Annotated in this window: 18 protein-coding genes; 8 read left to right on the plus strand and 10 right to left on the minus strand. The window is 68.3% G+C overall.

Annotated features, from left to right (window positions below):
* Positions 1 to 51 precede the first annotated feature (51 nt).
* Together ACFWU2_RS04925 and ACFWU2_RS04930 are read right to left on the minus strand one after the other, a co-directional pair.
* The gene (locus tag ACFWU2_RS04925; RefSeq protein WP_378601811.1) at positions 52 to 444 is read right to left on the minus strand and encodes a YccF domain-containing protein; all 393 of its coding nucleotides are present in this window, start codon (positions 442 to 444) and stop codon (positions 52 to 54) included.
* A complete protein-coding gene (locus tag ACFWU2_RS04930) occupies positions 441 to 683 on the minus strand; it encodes a hypothetical protein (RefSeq protein ID WP_378601814.1) in 243 nt (80 codons plus the stop codon). Before ACFWU2_RS04930 ends, ACFWU2_RS04925 begins: the two co-directional genes overlap by 4 nt.
* A 168-nt stretch (positions 684 to 851) precedes the next feature.
* Here ACFWU2_RS04930 and ACFWU2_RS04935 point away from each other — a divergent pair, with 168 nt between their 5' ends.
* Entirely contained in the window at positions 852 to 1,265 is a 414-nt protein-coding gene (locus ACFWU2_RS04935; protein WP_378602342.1) for a cold-shock protein, read from the plus strand.
* Between the two features lie 119 nt (positions 1,266 to 1,384).
* Here ACFWU2_RS04935 and ACFWU2_RS04940 read toward each other — a convergent pair whose 3' ends face one another.
* From ACFWU2_RS04940 to ACFWU2_RS04950, 3 genes are all read right to left on the minus strand, one after another.
* Positions 1,385 to 1,879 carry a DUF2771 domain-containing protein gene (locus tag ACFWU2_RS04940; RefSeq protein WP_378601817.1) on the minus strand — a complete coding sequence of 165 codons (495 nt, stop codon included), beginning with the start codon at positions 1,877 to 1,879 and terminating at the stop codon, positions 1,385 to 1,387.
* Positions 1,876 to 3,555 (minus strand): MFS transporter, encoded by a 1,680-nt coding sequence (locus tag ACFWU2_RS04945; protein ID WP_378602345.1) that lies wholly within the window; start codon positions 3,553 to 3,555, stop codon positions 1,876 to 1,878. Before ACFWU2_RS04945 ends, ACFWU2_RS04940 begins: the two co-directional genes overlap by 4 nt.
* A 97-nt stretch (positions 3,556 to 3,652) precedes the next feature.
* On the minus strand, positions 3,653 to 4,474 hold the full coding sequence (locus ACFWU2_RS04950; RefSeq protein ID WP_378601820.1) for a glutaminyl-peptide cyclotransferase: 822 nt from the start codon (positions 4,472 to 4,474) through the stop codon (positions 3,653 to 3,655).
* Positions 4,475 to 4,536: 62 nt separating this feature from the next.
* Here ACFWU2_RS04950 and ACFWU2_RS04955 point away from each other — a divergent pair, with 62 nt between their 5' ends.
* Genes ACFWU2_RS04955 through ACFWU2_RS04965 form a run of 3 tightly spaced genes read left to right on the plus strand, consistent with a single transcriptional unit; the run spans position 4,537 to position 8,859 of the window.
* Positions 4,537 to 5,514 carry a DUF3027 domain-containing protein gene (locus ACFWU2_RS04955; protein WP_378601823.1) on the plus strand — a complete coding sequence of 326 codons (978 nt, stop codon included), beginning with the start codon at positions 4,537 to 4,539 and terminating at the stop codon, positions 5,512 to 5,514.
* Position 5,515: 1 nt separating this feature from the next.
* A complete protein-coding gene (locus ACFWU2_RS04960; RefSeq protein ID WP_378601826.1) occupies positions 5,516 to 8,323 on the plus strand; it encodes a sacsin N-terminal ATP-binding-like domain-containing protein in 2,808 nt (935 codons plus the stop codon).
* A complete protein-coding gene (locus tag ACFWU2_RS04965; protein WP_378601829.1) occupies positions 8,320 to 8,859 on the plus strand; it encodes a phosphatase PAP2 family protein in 540 nt (179 codons plus the stop codon). The genes ACFWU2_RS04960 and ACFWU2_RS04965 overlap by 4 nt, the downstream gene beginning before the upstream one ends.
* Before the next feature lie 45 nt (positions 8,860 to 8,904).
* On the opposite strand, the gene ACFWU2_RS04970 is transcribed toward ACFWU2_RS04965, so the two are convergent.
* Positions 8,905 to 9,153 carry a DUF2530 domain-containing protein gene (locus tag ACFWU2_RS04970; protein ID WP_169621181.1) on the minus strand — a complete coding sequence of 83 codons (249 nt, stop codon included), beginning with the start codon at positions 9,151 to 9,153 and terminating at the stop codon, positions 8,905 to 8,907.
* 81 nt (positions 9,154 to 9,234) lie between these two features.
* On the opposite strand from ACFWU2_RS04970, the gene ACFWU2_RS04975 reads away from it, so the two are divergent.
* The 4 genes from ACFWU2_RS04975 to ACFWU2_RS04990 all read left to right on the plus strand — a co-directional run bounded on the left by ACFWU2_RS04975 (position 9,235) and on the right by ACFWU2_RS04990 (position 12,818).
* Positions 9,235 to 10,704: an NCS2 family permease gene (locus tag ACFWU2_RS04975; RefSeq protein ID WP_378602348.1), complete on the plus strand. Its 1,470-nt coding sequence runs from the start codon at positions 9,235 to 9,237 to the stop codon at positions 10,702 to 10,704.
* Positions 10,705 to 10,749: 45 nt separating this feature from the next.
* Positions 10,750 to 11,181 carry a MarR family winged helix-turn-helix transcriptional regulator gene (locus ACFWU2_RS04980; protein ID WP_378601832.1) on the plus strand — a complete coding sequence of 144 codons (432 nt, stop codon included), beginning with the start codon at positions 10,750 to 10,752 and terminating at the stop codon, positions 11,179 to 11,181.
* 22 nt (positions 11,182 to 11,203) lie between these two features.
* Positions 11,204 to 11,671 (plus strand): MarR family winged helix-turn-helix transcriptional regulator, encoded by a 468-nt coding sequence (locus ACFWU2_RS04985; protein WP_378601834.1) that lies wholly within the window; start codon positions 11,204 to 11,206, stop codon positions 11,669 to 11,671.
* Positions 11,672 to 12,011: 340 nt separating this feature from the next.
* Positions 12,012 to 12,818, plus strand: coding sequence for a TrmH family RNA methyltransferase (locus tag ACFWU2_RS04990; protein WP_378601837.1), 807 nt, complete (start codon positions 12,012 to 12,014; stop codon positions 12,816 to 12,818).
* A 57-nt stretch (positions 12,819 to 12,875) separates the two neighbouring features.
* Here the strand turns inward: ACFWU2_RS04990 and ACFWU2_RS04995 are convergent, their stop codons facing one another.
* From ACFWU2_RS04995 to ACFWU2_RS05010, 4 genes are all read right to left on the minus strand, one after another.
* Entirely contained in the window at positions 12,876 to 13,577 is a 702-nt protein-coding gene (locus ACFWU2_RS04995) for a DUF6928 family protein (protein WP_378601840.1), read from the minus strand.
* 10 nt (positions 13,578 to 13,587) lie between these two features.
* Positions 13,588 to 14,487 carry a septation protein SepH gene (sepH, locus tag ACFWU2_RS05000; RefSeq protein WP_378601843.1) on the minus strand — a complete coding sequence of 300 codons (900 nt, stop codon included), beginning with the start codon at positions 14,485 to 14,487 and terminating at the stop codon, positions 13,588 to 13,590.
* A 240-nt stretch (positions 14,488 to 14,727) separates the two neighbouring features.
* Complete coding sequence (gene serC, locus ACFWU2_RS05005; RefSeq protein ID WP_378601845.1) at positions 14,728 to 15,849, minus strand: phosphoserine transaminase; 1,122 nt, start codon at positions 15,847 to 15,849, stop codon at positions 14,728 to 14,730.
* Between the two features lie 79 nt (positions 15,850 to 15,928).
* Positions 15,929 to 17,056 carry a citrate synthase 2 gene (locus ACFWU2_RS05010; RefSeq protein ID WP_378601848.1) on the minus strand — a complete coding sequence of 376 codons (1,128 nt, stop codon included), beginning with the start codon at positions 17,054 to 17,056 and terminating at the stop codon, positions 15,929 to 15,931.
* Between the last annotated feature and the right edge of the window lie 33 nt (positions 17,057 to 17,089).

Here is a 17,089-nt window from a genome sequence, read left to right on the forward strand (position 1 = left end):
CTCAATCCTGTTTCGACGCTCGTTTGTTACTGCACCGTGATGTGACTAACGTCACACATACTGAGGGCGTGAATCCACCGAAACGATTTCCTTGCCGAGCGGCATCAGAGAGATCGGGACCATTTTGAGATTGGCGATGGCCAAGGGGATACCGATGATCGTGATCGCCATGGCGATCGCGGTGGTGATATGGGCGAGAGCCAGCCAGATGCCCGCGACCAGGATCCAGATGACATTTCCGATGAGCGACGCCGCGCCCGCGCCCGGCTTGTCGACAGTCGTCTTGCCGAACGGCCACAGCGCGTAGACACCGATCCGGAACGACGCGATGCCGAACGGGATCGTGATGATGAGGATGCAGCAGACCACACCGGCAAGGAAGTAGCCGAGGGCGAGCCACAGGCCGCCGAAAACCAGCCAGATGATGTTCAGCAGAACCCTCATGTATTCCGTCCGTTCCGGGCGCGACGGCCCGACTGCAGGGCGAACCCGATAGCGAGAGCGAAACCGAGCGGCCACGCCAAGGTGAGGAGATAGAGCACCAGACCCGGTGTCCCGTCGGTGAGTGCGGGGATCAAAAAGATGGCGACGACCGCGACGACGCCGACGGCGAAGCACGCCACAGCGGCCTTCAGGAGGCCGTTGCGGGGAGGTCTGGGGGAAGCGGAGGAAGAAGTACCCACGCGTCCACGGTAGTCCTCTGCGGACGGAACCGGGCAAATGGCTCGGGGTACACTGGGGATCGTCTACGCGTCCCGCTCCAACCGAGTCGGGGCGCGTTGTGCATGTCCAGTTGTTGTGCAATCCACGCGTGCCCACGGGGCGCGGCTGTCGAGGAGCGGGTGAGCGCGGTGCCAACCGGCAAGGTGAAGTGGTACGACGTCGAAAAGGGATTCGGATTCCTGTCCCAGGACGACGGTGAGGACGTCTACGTCCGCGCCTCCGCGCTGCCGGACGGCGTCGAGGCGCTCAAGCCCGGGCAGCGTGTCGAATTCGGCATGGCAGTGGGCCGGCGGGGTCCGCAAGCGCTCAAGGTCGAGTTGCTCGAGCAGCCGACGCTCCGCCAGACCGCCGGCCGCCGCGAAGCGGCACCCCAGCAGAAGCGGCGTTCACCCGACGAATTGCACGGCATGGTCGAGGACATGATCAAGCTGCTCGAGGCGGGGGTTCAACCCAACCTGCGGCGTGGACGCTACCCGGACCGCAAGGCGGGGCAGACGATCTCCGAGGTCATGCGCGCAATCGCCCGGGAACTCGATCACTGACTTTCTGACGCGGCTGTACGTCGGCCTCGAGCCTGTGGCGCATCGGATCCGGAAACGGACCCGATGCGCCATTCGCTTTTCGGACTACTGCCCCCTGGCGCTGACCCGAAGGTCTGGGATCAGAACGTCTGAATAGCCCACACAGCGTGCGCGATCGGTTCGCCCGCCTCGTCGACGACGGCCGACGGGAGCTGAACTTCCACACCCAGCAACTGCATCGACGGGTCGCTGGGCACGGTCACGGCGCGCTGCGCGCCGGACTCGAACATGACACCGTCCAGGAACGTCTCGCCGGTCTCGACGTCGCCGTACACCGCGATGAGGCGCCACGGAGCGTCGGAGATCTCCGCGGGGAGCGACAGCTGGAGGGGGTAGCCCGCAGGCACGGCCAGCGTCGTGATCGCGTTCTCGGTGCAGTCCTCCAGGTAGAGGTTGCAGTACTGGGTGGGGTCCGCGGTCACCGCCGTCCCGGCGGCGTAGGCGGTGATCTGGGGCGGCGTGGGCTCGGCGGAGTCGACGAGCTTCCACACCACCACGGTGAAAGCCGCCGCGACGACCACGAGGGCCACCACGATCACTGCGATCGTCTTCTTCGTCCGAGCTTGCAGGTTCATCGATTCCCATTTCCGGTTGCGTGTCCACCGGGACGAACGGTCCGCCCGGTGCCTGTCTCTGTGGAGACGTGTTCTGGCCTGCGTCCACCGAGTCCCGGCAGGAGCGTGCTCCCACGGTAGGTGAGCAGAGTCTGTGCGAAACCCAGGATCAAGATGACCGTCACCACGGAAAAGCCCAGCCACAACTCGGTGGGGAGCAGTACGCCCATCGCGCCACCGAGGACCCAGCTCAGCTGAAGTACGGTCTCGGATCGGCCGAAACCGGACGCGATCGACTCTTCGGGAAGGTCCTGCTGGAGTGACGCGTCCAGAGACACCTTCGCCAGCGCGCTCGCGCACGCGGCGACGAGCGCGGCGAGCGCGGCAGCGAGCACGTGATCGGTCGCGGCGACGATCGCGGCGACGATCACCACCGCGGCGGCGCAGCGCACCACGATCACTGCGGGACGTCCGAGCGTCATCCGCGCACCCGTCGCGTTGCCGGCGAAGTTGCCGATCGCGGCAGCGGCGCCGACCAGGCCGAGGGTCGCGGCCTGCATGATCGGATCGTGGTCCGTCGTGGCCTTCGCGACGAACGCCATGAACAACGTCAGAAACCCGGTGAGAACGCGGATCGTGCCGTTGCCCCAGAGACCGGTGACAACCGTCCTGCCGAGAGGTTGTTTTCGTTTGCCGTTGCTCGTGTGGATGACTTCGGTTTTCGTGTCGAGCACTTCGGTCGGTGCCTCGGACCCGCGGTACGACAGCGTCGCGGGAACTTCACCTTCGGTGACCTCCACCCACGCGGGGATCCGCATGCTGAGGTAGGCGCCGAACGCCGCGATGGCGGCGCACAGCCACAGCGCACCCGACGAGCCGAACGCCCAGGCTGCGGCCGCGGCGACCGCACCGGCGCCGATCGTGCCGCCGACCAGACCGAACACGGTCAGTCGCGAGTTGACGCGCACCAGGTCTATCTCGGGTGGCAGGACTCGGGGCGTCACCGCGGATTTGAGCACGGCGAACGATTTGCTGAGCACCATCATCGCCAGCGCCGCGGGATACAGCGCCCAACTGTCGAAGTTGAACACCAGGACCACCGCCAGCACCGCCCGCAGTGCGAACGACGTCGCCAGCGCCAGCCGCCGCCCGTGCTGCAGGCGGTCGAGCAGAGGCCCGATCAGTGGAGCAATGACCGCGAAGGGCGCGATGGTGATGAGGAGGTACAGCGCGACCTTGGTCTTGTCCTCCCCGGTCGCGGCGGAGAAGAACAGAGTGTTCGCGAGTGCGACCGCAATGGCCGCGTCGGAGGCGAAATTCGCCATCGTCGCGTAGGTCAGCGCCGTGAGTCCCGACTTGTCGGCGCCGTCCGCCGTCGCGGCTCTCCGGAAGGTCGCGATGCCTTTGTGGGTGAGTTCGCGGCTGCGCAGCGCGGCAACCCGGGTCACCGTCAGCTTGCGAGGTATCCGCGGAGCCCGCGGCGGCGCCTCGGACGACGAGTGATCGTCGTCGCGGCTGCCCGCCGCTTTCGTTCCGGGCGGTCGCGCGGTCTCGTCGACGGGATGGAGCGGAGGCAGGGGCGTGCGGCGTCCCGACACGCGTCGAGGCGGCGGGTAGTTGCTGTAGCCCGGATGCCGCGAGCCCGGGGCACGGCCGTCCGCCCTGTCGGGGCTAGCTTGCTCGTGCGGCTCGGTCACGTGATCGATTCTTCCCCACGACGCACCCTGCGTGCAGCCGGGCATGCCATGGAGTCGCCCACCCCGGGCGAGCGCCGCCAGTTCGCTGCGCACGCGATCACGGGACGAAACGCACTTCGAACAGGGCGGGCCAGTACTTGCCGGTCACGAGAAAGCGATCCGTGCCGGGTATCTGCGCGATCCCGTTCAGTACGTCGACAGCACCCGCATCCTCGGTAGGTAACTCGTCGCGCAGTGCCGCGGCGTCGATCTGTGCCTCCACCCGACCGGTGGCCGGGTCGATGCGAAGAATCTCGTCGGTCTTCCACACGTTCGCGTAGACCGTGCCGTCCTCGGCGCACTCGAGTTCGTTCAGCTGTGAGACCGCGCGACCGTCACGATGCACGGTGACCCGCCCTCGTTCGGCGAAGGTGACCGGATCACGGAAGGTCAGTTCCGACGATCCGTCGCTCATGACCAGGTCGTCGGACCGGGCGCACAGCCCCCAGCCCTCGCCGTCGACGCCGACACGGCGACGCTCGCCGAGCGTGTCCCGGTCGCGGGCGAGCGCCACGCCGTCCTGCCAGGTCAGCTGCCAGACCGTGTCGCCCGCCACCGTGATGCCCTCGCCGAAGAGGTCGGCGTCCAACTCCACGCGGGTTCGGTCGTCCGGCGCAATCACCGCGGGCACCGTCGAGGTGTCGAGCGGACGCGCCGAGAGCCAGGACTGCCCCTCGAGTCCGGTGCTTTCGAGGAGGTCGCCGCCGTCCACCTCGAGTCCCTGGGTGAACGCGCCCGGGTCGTGCGGATGGGTCGCGAGGACTTCCACCCGGAGTTGCTCCGGCGGTTCACCCGGCTCCGCAACCTGTCTGTCCGCACATCCCGCGACGGCCGCGCACGCTGTCAGGACGAGCGTTGCGGAGAGGAAAAGGCGGCGCACGCGCTCATCATGGCATCAGGTTCTCGCTACCCGGGGGCGCGCCGCCGGGGTGGTGCGGCAGAATGGGCTTCGTGAGTGTTGTGCCTTCTGCCACTGCCCCCGGTACGGACCCTGCGGTCGACCCCGCGGTGCGATCTCTGCTCGCCGGGGCCGTCGACGTCGCCCGAACCGCGCTCGTCGAACTCGGAGAGGGTGGAATCGGTGCATATCTGGGCGTGACCTTCGAGAACGAGTACGCGGCCACGCACCGGTTCGCGGCGGAACTTCCCGGCTACCGCGGGTGGCAATGGGCTGTCGTGGTCGCGGCGGTCCCGGGCTCGGACCATGTGACGCTGAGCGAACTCGTGCTGCTGCCCGGCCCCGATTCGTTGATCGCCCCGGCGTGGGTTCCGTGGAACGAGCGGATCCGCCCCGGCGACCTCGGACCGGGTGATCTGCTCGCGCCGGTTCCCGATGACCCCCGTCTCGTGCCCGGCTATGTGCAGTCCGGCGATCCGGAGGTCGACGAGACCGCCCTCGAGATCGGGCTGGGCCGCAAGCAGGTGATGAGCCTCGAAGGACGTCTCGAAGATGCTCAGCGCTGGTATGAGGGCGACTACGGCCCGAACTCGGAGATGGCCAAGGCAGCTCCCTCCACGTGCGGGCTGTGCGGCTTCTACCTCCCGCTCGCGGGATCGCTGCGCGCCGCGTTCGGCGTGTGCGGAAACGAGCTCGCTGCCGACGGGCACGTCGTGCACGCCGAGTACGGATGTGGTGCGCACTCGGACACGACCCTCCCCACCGGCGCAGGCTCTCCGCAGTACTCCGCGTACGACGATGCGGCCGTGGAGATCGTCGAGATTCCGCGCGCCCGCACCGAGAGCAACTCGACCGAGAAGAACGAGTCGGCGAAGAACGGCTCGCCGGCGAGCGACCCGGCCGAGAACGGCGCCCCGGCCGAGAAGACCACCTCGGATGAGGAAGACTCCGCCGAGCTGAGCGACGCGACCGAGAAGAACGACGTGACCGAGAAGAACGACGCGACCGGGCAGACCGACTGACGTGCCGGCCCCCGACTCCGCGGATCCGTTCGGTACCGCGGCGCTCCGGGACGGCATCGTCGCGGCGTGGCGGTCGTCGCCCACTCGGTTGCGAGAGGACGCCGCCACCGAAGCCGATTACGTTCGCGCGGGCTATCGCGACCGGGTTCTCACCGAACTCGCCCAGAACGCCGCCGACGCCGCAACTCGCGCCGGCATTCCCGGTGAGATGCGGGTCTGGTGCGACGGCGACGCGCTCCACGTCGCCAACGTCGGAGAACCTCTCGACGAAGCCGGGTTGCAGGCACTGACGGCGCTGCGCGCCTCCAGCAAGAAGCAGGGAGTCGGGCAGTTCGGTGTGGGCTTCACGGCCGTCCTCTCGGTCGCCGACGAAATCGAGGTGCGCTCCCGCACCGGGTCCGTTCGCTTCTCGGAATCCCGCACACGCGACGTCCTCGCCGACCACGACCTCCCGGTGCCCACATCGGGGATCCCTGCCCTGCGACTGGCGTGGCCGACCGGCACCACACCCTCCGACGGCACCGACACGGAGGTCGTGCTGCACCTCAGGCCGGGAATCGACGCGCAAGAGTTGCTCGACCGCTTCCGCGACGAGGCCGTCGACGTACTGCTCGAACTCCCGGCCCTACACACCGTGGTCGTCGACGGACACGAACTGACACGTACGGAGGCACCGCTCCCGTCCGGTCTGCACGACGTGCGGATCGGGGACCTCCGCTGGTGGGAGTACCGCGGCTCGTCGGCGCGGTGGCTCGTGCCGGTCGTGCGCGACCGGGTGCGGCCCGTCACCGCCGACGTGCTTCGCGCACCCACCCGTTCCGACGAGGAACTGTCCCTGCCGGCGCTCGTCGTCGCCGATGTGGCGATGCAGCCGGACCGTCGCCGGATGCTGCCGGGTGCACACATCGAGGCGGCGGGCGAGGGTTATGCGTCGTTCGTCGCGGCACTGCCGGCCGACCAGCGACTCGACCTCGTGCCCACGCCGGGCTTCGCGCGCAGCGACGCCGACCACCGTCTGCGTGAAGCGGTCCTCGACGATCTTCGGAGCCGGCCATGGTTGCCGGCTGCCGACGGCAGTGCAGACCTGCTGCCTTCGCGGGCGGTCGCATTTCCGGGACTCACCGACGAGTTGGCAGAGGTGCTCGCCGACATCGTCCCCGGACTGATCTCGCCTGCGCTGTGTACGCCGCGCTACGCTCCCGCCCTCGCCGCGGTGGACGTCCAGCTCATCGGCCCCGCGCGACTCGCCGAACTGCTCTCCGGCCACCACCGTGAGCCGCACTGGTGGAACACGCTGTACGAGGCGCTGATGCCGCTCGTCGTCGACGGGGTGGTCGCGGAGGAACTCGCCTCCCTGCCGGTCCCGTTGTCGGACGGGCGCACGGTGACCGGTCCTCGCACCACGGTGCTGGCCTCCGACCTGCCCGAGGTCCGGGACCTGGCGTTGCCGTGGGTACGGCTCGTGCATCCCGACGCGGCCCATCCGCTGCTCGTGCGGTTGGGTGCGGGCACCGTGAGCGCCGCCGATCTCCTGTCCGATCCGGCGCTCGTCGCGGCGGTCGAGGACGCCGACCTCGACGACCCCACCGACGACACTCCCGCGAAGCTCGCCGATGTCGTCCTGCGACTTGTCACGCATGTGTCTGCGAGTGCCGTTCCCCGCGAACTGGGCGCCTTGCCGCTGCCCGACGCGCACGGCGAGCTCACGCCGGCGGACGAGTTGCTCCTGCCCGGCGCACCCCTCGCGGAGGTCCTCGTCGACGATGCGCCGTTCGGCACCGTCGCGGAAGACATCGTCGAGAAGTACGGTGCCGATGCGCTCCGCGCTGTCGGTGTCGGCTGGGGATTCACCGTCCTGCGAGCCGAGTTGCCCACCGGACCGGACCACAACCTTCCCGATGAGGACCTGTGGTGGGAGACGGTCGACACCGATCCGGACACGCTCGTGGCGGTGCGTGACCTCGACCTGGTCGACGAGGACCGCTGGGCGCAAGCGCTCGCGCTGCTGGCCTCCGACCCGGCGACTGCCGCAGCACTCGCCGACCGCGCCGGTTACACGGCCTGGTGGCTGCGTAACGAAGCGATCCTCGACGGGCAGCGGCTTGGCCGTTACCGATGGGCCGACGACACCACCTTCGAGGGTCTGCTCGACCCGTGCACACATCCCGATGCGGACGCGTTCCGCAGTTGTCTCGCAGGTGACGGACTCGACGACCTCGATCTCGCTCAGACCCTCCTCGATCGGCTCGCCGACCCGGCGCGTCACCCCACACCTGCGGTGATCGTCGCCGCCCACACGACTCTCGCCCGCGCGTTCGCGGCCGGCACCGTCGAAGCCGACGCCGTGACACTGCCCGACGGTGTTCGGGCCGTGTCCGGGGCGGTGGTCGACGCCGCCGACGCGCTGATCCCGGACCGGCCGTGGTGGGTCGGGGTGATTCCGCCCGATCGGCTCGTCACGGGTGCGGCGGGAACCGCGGCGGCACTCGCCGACCTTCTCGACCTGCCGGTCGCGTCGGCTGTTCTCACGGCCGAGCCCACCCGGCCGGGCAGGGCCACGACGTGGGACCGCGAACCCGCTGCGGTCGCGGCCACGGTGGTGACGGGCGCACCCCTCCCGAAGGGCAGCCTCGTCATGCACGACCGGCTCACCGTTCGCTGCTCCGGCGCCCTGACCGGCGACCACGACGTGTCGTGGTGGGTCGACGCCTCGGGTTCGACCCACAGCACCGCCGAGGGGCTTGCGCCCGCTGTCGCGGCGGGAGGCGTTGCGCACTCTGTCGCGGGGCAGGGTGGCGCACGGTCGTGACGCTCGACGTCGATGTGCTCGAGTGGGCGGTCGCCGTCCGCGAGCCGTGGCTGACGTCGCTGATGACCGGCATCACGCACACCGGCGGTGTCGGCGCCACCATCGTGCTCGCCCTGATCGCTGCGGTGCTGCTGATGCGGGCCGGCAGGACGGGCGACGCAATCCTTGTGGGCGGCGCCGTGCTGACCGGGTGGCCGGTGATGGCCCTGCTGAAAAACCTGTTCGGGCGGACTCGCCCACCCGGACCGGAGCGGTTGATCGTGATCCAGACCGAATCGTTCCCGTCGGGTCACGCGATGATGACCGCCATCCTCGCGACGGTGCTCGCCGTCGTCGTGGTGCGGACCTGGCCGCGCAGGGACCGGCGGCGGATCGCCGCGCTCACCGTCCTGGGCACCTACTCGCTGGTCGTGGGATTGTCCCGGATCTACCTCGCTGCGCACTGGACGACCGACGTGGTCGCAGGCTGGATCTGCGGTGTCGTGTGGGCATTGCTCTGGGTGTGGTTTCTCACTCGGGTGCGTCCGGCCCGATGAGCGCTGCCGGGGGCGTTCCGGCATACCGCGGCCCCGCGACGAGCGTCAATCCAAGCCGACCTGCGCGCCGCGATGCCCCCGTCGTGCCGCGCGCCGCTGGGCGAGAAACAGAGCAGAACCCAACAGCCCCACCAGAATTCCCGCGATACACACCGGCAGGATGTCGCTCCAGCGGTCCCCGCCGAGCAGCACGACGACGGTCGCTACCACCCACAATGCGGTTCCGATTGCGAGTACGGGGCGCGGATCGGCGAGGCGCCGGGTCCGGGCTGCGGCAGTGTGGGCTGGATTCACGATTTGCAGATTAGTTCGTTTCGACTGCAATAATCTTTTCCCGTTGCGACGCACCGTACTCGACGAGCGGAATTCATGGACATGGCAGTGGGCACCGAACCCGAGCGATCATCCTTTGTGGATACGTATTTCAAGATCTCCGAGCGGGGCTCGACGCTGTCCCGCGAGGTGCGTGGTGGCATCGTCACCTTCTTCGCGATGTCCTACATCGTTGTCCTCAACCCGCTGATTCTCGGCAGTTTCTCCGCCGACGACGCGACCGCCAAGATCGATGTTCTCGGCAACATCCTCCCGATCAATCAGGTCGCGGCGGTCACCGCACTGGTCGCGGGTCTGATGAGCATCGTCTTCGGTGTCGTCGCGAACTATCCGTTCGCGATCGCAGCCGGACTGGGCATCAACAGCCTGCTCGCCGTGAGCATCGCGCCGCAGGTGACGTGGCCCGAAGCGATGGGCCTGGTCGTCATCGACGGCATCATCATCGTGGTGCTGGCCCTCACCGGCTTCCGTACCGCCGTCTTCAATGCGATCCCGCCGGCCCTCAAGGCTGCGATCGCCGCCGGTATCGGCGCGTTCATCGCGATGATCGGCCTGGTCGACGCAGGTTTCGTCCGCCGCATCCCCGATGCCGCCGGGACGACCGTGCCGGTCGGACTGGGTATCGACGGATCCATTGCCTCGTGGCCCACGTTCGTGTTCGTCCTGGGTGTGCTGATCATGGGCGTGCTGGTCGCGAGGAAGGTCCGCGGCGGTCTGCTGATCGGCATCGTCGTCACGACGATCATCGCGATGATCGTCGAAGCGGTTGCCGACGTCGGCCCGTCGCTCGGAACGAACCCCAAGGGCTGGAACCTGAGCACGCCGGAGGCTCCCGGATCGTTCCTGGGCATTCCGGATCTGAGCCTGGTCGGTCAGTTCGACCTCTTCGGAGCCTTCACCCGCATCGGCGTGATCGCCGCGACGCTGTTGGTGTTCACCCTGGTCCTCGCGAACTTCTTCGACGCCATGGGCACCATGACCGGCCTCGGCAAGGAAGCCGGACTCACCGACAAGGACGGCAACCTGCCCAGCGTCGGGAAGGCCCTGGTCGTCGAGGGTGCCGGCGCGATCGTCGGTGGTGGCGCGTCGGCGTCGTCGAACACGGTGTTCGTCGAATCGGCCTCGGGTATCGCCGAGGGTGCACGCACGGGCCTGGCGAACGTCGTGACCGGCGTGCTGTTCCTGCTGGCCATGTTCCTCACCCCGCTCTACGAAGTGGTTCCGATCGAGGCGGCCGCGCCGGCACTGGTCGTCGTGGGTGCGCTCATGATCGGTCAGGTCCGCGACATCGACTTCTCCGATTTCGCCGTGGCTCTGCCCGCCTTCCTGACGATCATGGTGATGCCGTTCACCTACTCGATCGCCAACGGCATCGGCGTCGGATTCATCACCTGGGTGATCCTGCATGCGGCCGGAGGCCGGATCCGCACCATCCACCCGATCCTCTGGATCGTCGCGGTGCTCTTCGCGGTGTATTTCGCGATCGATCCGATCACCGAAGTTCTCACCTAGCCGCGTCGGGCCGCGTCCGGGCCCAGGTGACGTATTGTGCTCGCCATGATCTCGGATACACGCGCACTAGCAGGCGACCTCGCGATCGCCGTTGTGCGTCTGACGCGTCATTTACGGGGGAGACGCACAGATTCCCGGGTCACCTTGACTCAGCTGTCGGCTCTGGCGACGCTGGGCTCGGAGGGGGCAATGACACCGGGGGCGCTGGCAGCCCGTGAGCGCGTTCAGCCGCCGTCGATGACACGGGTCATCGCGTCACTGCACGATCTGGGCTTCGTCGGGCGCACGCCGCACCCGACCGACGGTCGCCAGATCATCGTGACGCTGTCCGATTCCGGGAAAGAGATGCTCGCCGACGAGGCGCAGGCGCGCGAAGCGTGGCTGACCGAGCGTCTCGAGAAGCTCGATCCGGCCAGCCTCACGACGCTCCGCAGCGCCATCGGCATCCTCTCGGCGCTGGTGAGCGACGAGAACTGATCCGCGACGGGGGGCTCAACAGGTGACACGCGAGTTCGACGAGGCCTTACCGACCCCACCCGACCTATTCGGCATGCCGGGATACCTGGCGCGCCGGCTCTACCAGGCGTACACGGCGTACTGGGGCAAGCACGTCGACCCTGTTCTGACCGGACCGCAATTCTCCGTGATGACCGCGGTGCGCATGTTCCCGGGCTCCGATCAGGGGAGCATGGCGGGCGCGGTCGCTCTCGACAACTCCACGATGGCCGACCTCGCGCGCCGACTCGAACTGCGCGGCCTGCTCGCCCGGATCCCGGACACCTCCGACGGCCGGAGAAAGTTGTTGTACCTCTCGCCGGAGGGGGAGACGGTGCTCGACAAGGTCACGGCGCGGGTGACCGCACTGAAGGGACCGTTGCTGTCGCCTCTGTCGGAGGACGAGCAGGTGGAGTTCATCGGGACGCTCCAGCGCGTCGCGGAGCACTGGGAACGGCTCGCCGGCAACTGAGGCCGCACCGCTGTCGCACCCGACGACGCTCGGAAATCACCGACGGCCGGTCGATACACCGGCCTGGCCGTAGCATCGGGGTGTGGTTCTCTTCTACGAGCTCTTGCTCGTCCTGGCGTCCGTGGCGATCGTCTGGTTCTCGATCTACGTGCTGTACCGCCTCGTTACCGACGATTCCTCCGACGGCCACTGACGGCGACGCGCCGTGCACCGCCCGCGCCCGGAAGGGTGATCGGGCAGGTTTGAGGTCCCGGACAGGCCGGGTATCGACGCCGCTACGGCCCGTGCGACCGGTCGGACCCGGCGGGTCCGCGCCCCGGCGTGCTGGGACAATGAGCGTGTGGTTCACGTTATCGACATCGACGACCCGGCCGACCCGAGGCTGGACGACTTCCGCGATCTCAACTCTTCGGATCGCCGGCCCGATCTTCCCGGCGGCAAAGGACTGGTGATCGCCGAGGGCGTCCTGGTGGTGCAGCGGATGCTCGATTCGCGGTTCGCGCCGACGAGCCTGCTCGGCGTCGACCGGCGCCTCGGTGAACTCGCCGACGACCTCCGCGACGTCGACGTCCCGTTCTTCCGGGCCGATGCCGACGTCATGGCCGAGGTGGTCGGGTTCCATCTCAATCGCGGTGTCCTCGCGGTCGCGAACCGTCCCGAGCCGCTCGAACTCGGCGACGTGCTCGAGAAGGCGACGACCGTCGCGGTGCTCGAAGGCGTCAACGATCACGAGAACATCGGTTCGATGTTCCGCAATGCGGCCGGACTCGGAGTCGACGGGGTGCTGTTCGGGAAAGGCTGCGCCGACCCGCTGTACCGGCGGGCGGTGCGGGTGTCGATGGGGCACGTCCTGCGGGTGCCGTTCGCCTCGGTGGACCGGTGGCCGCACGATCTGGATATCTTGCGGAACAAGGGTTTCCAGCTGATCTCGCTCACTCCCGATCCGCGTGCCGTCCCGCTTTCCGCGGCGATGACCGGTGAGAAAGTCGCGTTGCTTCTCGGCGCCGAGGGCCCTGGATTGACCGAACACGCGATGCGCGCGACCGACGTGCGCGCGCGGATCCCGATGGCTCCGGGCACCGACTCGCTCAATGTCGCCACGGCCGCCGCGATGGCGTTCTACGAACGGGTCCGGATTCCGCGCTGATCGTGACTACAGGCTGATCGTGACTACAGGCTGATCGTGACTACAGGCTGATCGTGGCTACAGGCGGGCAGCGCGCCGCCACCACGAGGGACGGCGGCGCCGGGGCGCGGGCGCGGGTTCGTCCCGGTCCTGCAATTCGAACCCCCACACCTCGATGTCGGCGGGATCGGGTTCGGCGGCGAGCCGCCCTACATACCGGAAGCCGAGCCACGCGGCGTTGGCGTGCTCGACGAGTCGGCGCGGATGGAAGGGTAGCGACTGCGGCGGCGGGGCGATGTCCGCCGGCCAGCGGATCGGATGCTCGCCGGCCCAGAACGGACGTTCCCACGCGAACGGGACGCCCTCGTCCTCGAAGAACTCCACGGTGCTTGCCCCGAATGCCCGTCGGAGAGTGCCGCGCTCCCATGCGGCAAAGGCGCCCCATGCTCCCGGTGCATCGGACACGGTGAGAAACGTGTGTTCGGCCGCGAGGGTCTGCCGCCACCGCAGCGGCAGTTGCGAGGGGGTGCGGAGGGACAGTTCACCGCTGCACACGACGGTGACGCCCGGGTAACTGCCGACGAAGACCTGCCCGCCTCCGGAATCACCGCCGTGCACCGCGGTTGAGAGCGGAACCCGGCCGACCGCAGCGGGGTGCCGGTCCGGGAAGAGGCGCCCGAGTAGGGCGCGGGCCGCCTCGGGATCCGGCCGGGAGTTTCGAAGGACCGCGGCCGGATCGGGAGCGTCGACGTGCCACAGCGCCGAAACGATCGACGCCATCGGCGATCCCTCAGATGCGTCCGTTGCTACGCACGCCGAGCAACACGTCATCCCAGGACGGGAGTGCGGGCTTGCCGCGCTTGTCCCTGTTCGGCGAGTGCGGGGTGTGCGACGCGGCGGGATCCTCGTGCTCGTCGGATGCGGTCGCCGCGACCGTCTCGTTTCCGGGGGCCTCGAGAATTGCGGGTTCCGCAGTGGATTCGGAGACCGCAGGCTGGTCGAGCGGAATCGGGCTCGCCACGGCTGCCCGGCGTTCGGCGATCTCCGCTTCGGTCGAGTCGTCGACGTCGCGTGCGGAGTAGACCGGGGTCAGGTACCGCAGCGGACGGCCGCAATCCGGGTCCACGAGGTCTGCCGCGATGTCGTCGAGCGCGGTGATAGTGCCGCCGTGCGCATCCGGCTGGTAGCGCCAGTGCGCGGTGTTGGTGGACCGGCCCGCCTGCCACTGCAGTTCTGCGACCCAGTGCCCGTCGTCGTCGCGCCAGGCATCCCACGTGGCCTCGTCGAGGTTGTGGCCGCGGGCGCGGAACGCCTGCGTCACGATCTCGAGAAGGGTTTCGACCGTGGGGCCGTCGGGGCGGACGGGATGACCCTTCTTCGCCATGTCGGCCGCCCGGGACCGTTCCAGCAGCACCGGGTAGGCGAAACGCTCGACCTTGGCGATCGGGATGCCGGCCTCCTGGGAGACCTGTTCGACCGACGCGCCGCCACGGATCCGCGCCTGGATCTCGCGGGGACGGAGCTGGCTCGTGGCTTCGATCTGGATCTGGCCCAGGCGGGCGAGATCGCCGCGTGATGCCGCACGCAGCGTGTCGTCCACCGGAATACGGAACTTGTCACCCGTATTGGGATCGGCGAGCACGACGTATTTTGCATCGGGCTCGAGACCGACCACTCGAAGCTCTCGCACCTTTGACCTCCTCGCGCGCCGATCGCGATTGACTGGCCCGAACTGTAATCGAGTCGTCACATTTTCCGGTCGCGGACACGCCGCGCCGCGCCGGGCGATGTCACACGATTTCCCCCAGGACGCGTTATGGTCCTAGGTTCACCGAAATGTCTCGATGTTCAGTTGAGGGTTGGGTACGGGAGAGGGGCCGGGCCCCGCTGAAGGCCCGGCCCCTCGCGACCGTCGCTGACTACCCGGAGATCAGAGCTGCGAAACCACCCAATCCACACATTTCGTCAGCTGCGTGACGTCCTCCGGATCGATCGCCGGGAACATGCCGACGCGCAACTGGTTGCGGCCCAGCTTCCGGTACGGCTCGGTGTCGACGATGCCGTTGGCGCGCAGGATCTTTGCGACCTGCGCCGCATCGACCGACTCGGCGAAGTCGATCGTTCCGACCACCTGCGAACGCAGCGCCGGATCGGTGACGAACGGCGTGGCGTACTCGGAAGCCTCGGCCCACTCGTACAGGCGCGACGATGAATCCTTCGTACGGCTCACGGCCCAGTCGAGGCCGCCGTTGGCGTTGAGCCACTCGATCTGGTTCGCGAACAGCAGGAGGGTGGCCAGCGCCGGAGTGTTGTACGTCTGGTCCTTGCTGCTGTTCTCCACTGCGATCGGCAGCGACAGGAAGTCCGGGGTGTACCGGCCGGACGCCTTGATCTCGGCAACCCGCTCGAGCGCGGCCGGGCTCATGAGCGCGATCCACAATCCGCCGTCCGCCGCGAAGCACTTCTGCGGAGCGAAGTAGTACACGTCGCTGTCGGCGATGTTCACCGGCAACCCGCCGGCACCCGACGTGGCGTCGATCGCGATGAGCGCGTTCGACGACCCGGCCGGACGCTGCACGGGCACTGCCACACCCGTCGACGTCTCGTTGTGCGCCCAGCCGATCAGGTCGGCGGACGGGTCGGCGACGATCTCGGGAGCCGATCCGGGCTCGGAGCCCAAGACGATCGGATCGCCGATGAACGGATTCTTCTTGGCGACGGAGGCGAACTTCGACGAGAACTCGCCGTAGGTGAAGTGCTGCGACCGTTCGCGGATCAGGCCGAAAGCGGCCGCATCCCAGAATGCCGTGGTGCCGCCGTTGCCGAGGACGACCTCGTAACCGTCGGGCAGGGCGAACAGCTCGCGCAGGCCGGAGCGCACCCGGGCCACGACGTCCTTGACCGGCTTCTGCCGGTGGCTGGTGCCGAATACCGAAGCACCGACGTCGACGAGCGACTGGAGCTGCTCGGGGCGAACCTTCGACGGGCCACAGCCGAAACGGCCGTCTGCGGGCTTGAGGTCGGCGGGAATGATCGGTGAAGCGTCTGCCATCGGAATGCGTGTCCTAAGCGTCGAGTGACATGGTGCGGATGTAGTCTAGACCGCTTGCGTGAGCGTCCGACGGGGTGCGTCAGCGGTGAGAGATCGACTCCCAGCCGGTGACGGCCTCGACGGAACGAGGATCCGGCCCGGTGTAGATCGCTGCGGGACGCACCAGCTTGCCGAGACGCTTCTGCTCGAGGATGTGCGCACACCAGCCCGCGGTCCGTCCGCACGTGAACATCGCCGGCATCATCGCGGCCGGAACCTCGGCGAAATCGAGGATCACGGCGGCCCAGAACTCGACGTTGGTCTCGATGGCGCGGTCGGGACGGCGCTCCCGCAGTTCGGTCAGCGCGGCCTGCTCGAGTGCCGCAGCGGCCTCGAAGCGGGGAGCGCCGAGTCGCTCGGCGGTGTCGCGCAGCACGCGGGCACGGGGGTCTTCGGCGCGATACACCCGGTGTCCGAAGCCCATGAGCTTTTCTTTTCGGTCCAGGATGCCCTGGACCACAGCGCGCGGATCGCCGCTGCGCTCGGTCTCCTCGATCATCGGCAGCACGCGTGCCGGGGCACCGCCGTGCAACGGACCGGACATCGCACCCACGGCGCCGGACAGTGCGGCAGGCGCATCGGCACCGGTGGAGGCGATCACCCGAGCGGTGAAGGTGGAGGCGTTCATGCCGTGCTCGGCAGCCGACACCCAGTAGGCATCGATGGCTTCGACGTGCTTCGGGTCGGGTTCGCCCTTCCAGCGCACCATGAACCGTTCGGTGACGGTCTTCGCCTTGTCGACCTGCTCCTGGGGTACCGCCGGCTGGTAGATGCCGCGCGCCGACTGAGCGACGTACGACAGCGCCATCACCGCGGAACGCGCGAGGTTGTCGCGGGCGGTCGCGTCGTCGATGTCGAGCAACGGCTGGAAGCCCCAGATAGGCGCGAGCATCGCAAGGCCGGCCTGCACATCGACGCGCACGTTGCCGGTGTGGATCGGGAGCGGGAAAGGCTCGGCGGGATGCAGACCCCGGCCGAATTCGCCGTCGACGAGAAGTGCCCACACGTCACCGAAGGTCACGCCCCGGCCGACGAGTTCTTCGATGTCGACACCGCGGTAACGCAGTGCGCCACCGTCCTTGTCGGGCTCGGCGATATCACTGGTGAAGGCGACGACGCCTTCGAGACCTGCGACGAAATCCTCGGGTACAGACGCGCGTGGTGCCATGCGAATGGGCTCTCCTCTTTCGTGTGCCGCCCG

Origin of the sequence: Rhodococcus sp. NPDC058639 (assembly GCF_042717545.1) — a bacterium.
Classification (GTDB): Bacteria; Actinomycetota; Actinomycetes; order Mycobacteriales; family Mycobacteriaceae; genus Rhodococcus.

Excerpts from the sequence above, each read along its gene's own strand:
- ACFWU2_RS04925 (WP_378601811.1), bottom strand. The coding sequence starts at position 444 with ATGAGGGTTCTGCTGAACATCATCTGGCTGGTTTTCGGCGGCCTGTGG.
- ACFWU2_RS04940 (WP_378601817.1), bottom strand. The coding sequence starts at position 1,879 with ATGAACCTGCAAGCTCGGACGAAGAAGACGATCGCAGTGATCGTGGTG.
- ACFWU2_RS04955 (WP_378601823.1), top strand. The coding sequence starts at position 4,537 with ATGGGCTTCGTGAGTGTTGTGCCTTCTGCCACTGCCCCCGGTACGGAC.
- ACFWU2_RS04975 (WP_378602348.1), top strand. The coding sequence starts at position 9,235 with ATGGCAGTGGGCACCGAACCCGAGCGATCATCCTTTGTGGATACGTAT.
- ACFWU2_RS04980 (WP_378601832.1), top strand. The coding sequence starts at position 10,750 with ATGATCTCGGATACACGCGCACTAGCAGGCGACCTCGCGATCGCCGTT.
- ACFWU2_RS04995 (WP_378601840.1), bottom strand. The coding sequence starts at position 13,577 with ATGGCGTCGATCGTTTCGGCGCTGTGGCACGTCGACGCTCCCGATCCG.
- serC (WP_378601845.1), bottom strand. The coding sequence starts at position 15,849 with ATGGCAGACGCTTCACCGATCATTCCCGCCGACCTCAAGCCCGCAGAC.
- ACFWU2_RS05010 (WP_378601848.1), bottom strand. The coding sequence starts at position 17,056 with ATGGCACCACGCGCGTCTGTACCCGAGGATTTCGTCGCAGGTCTCGAA.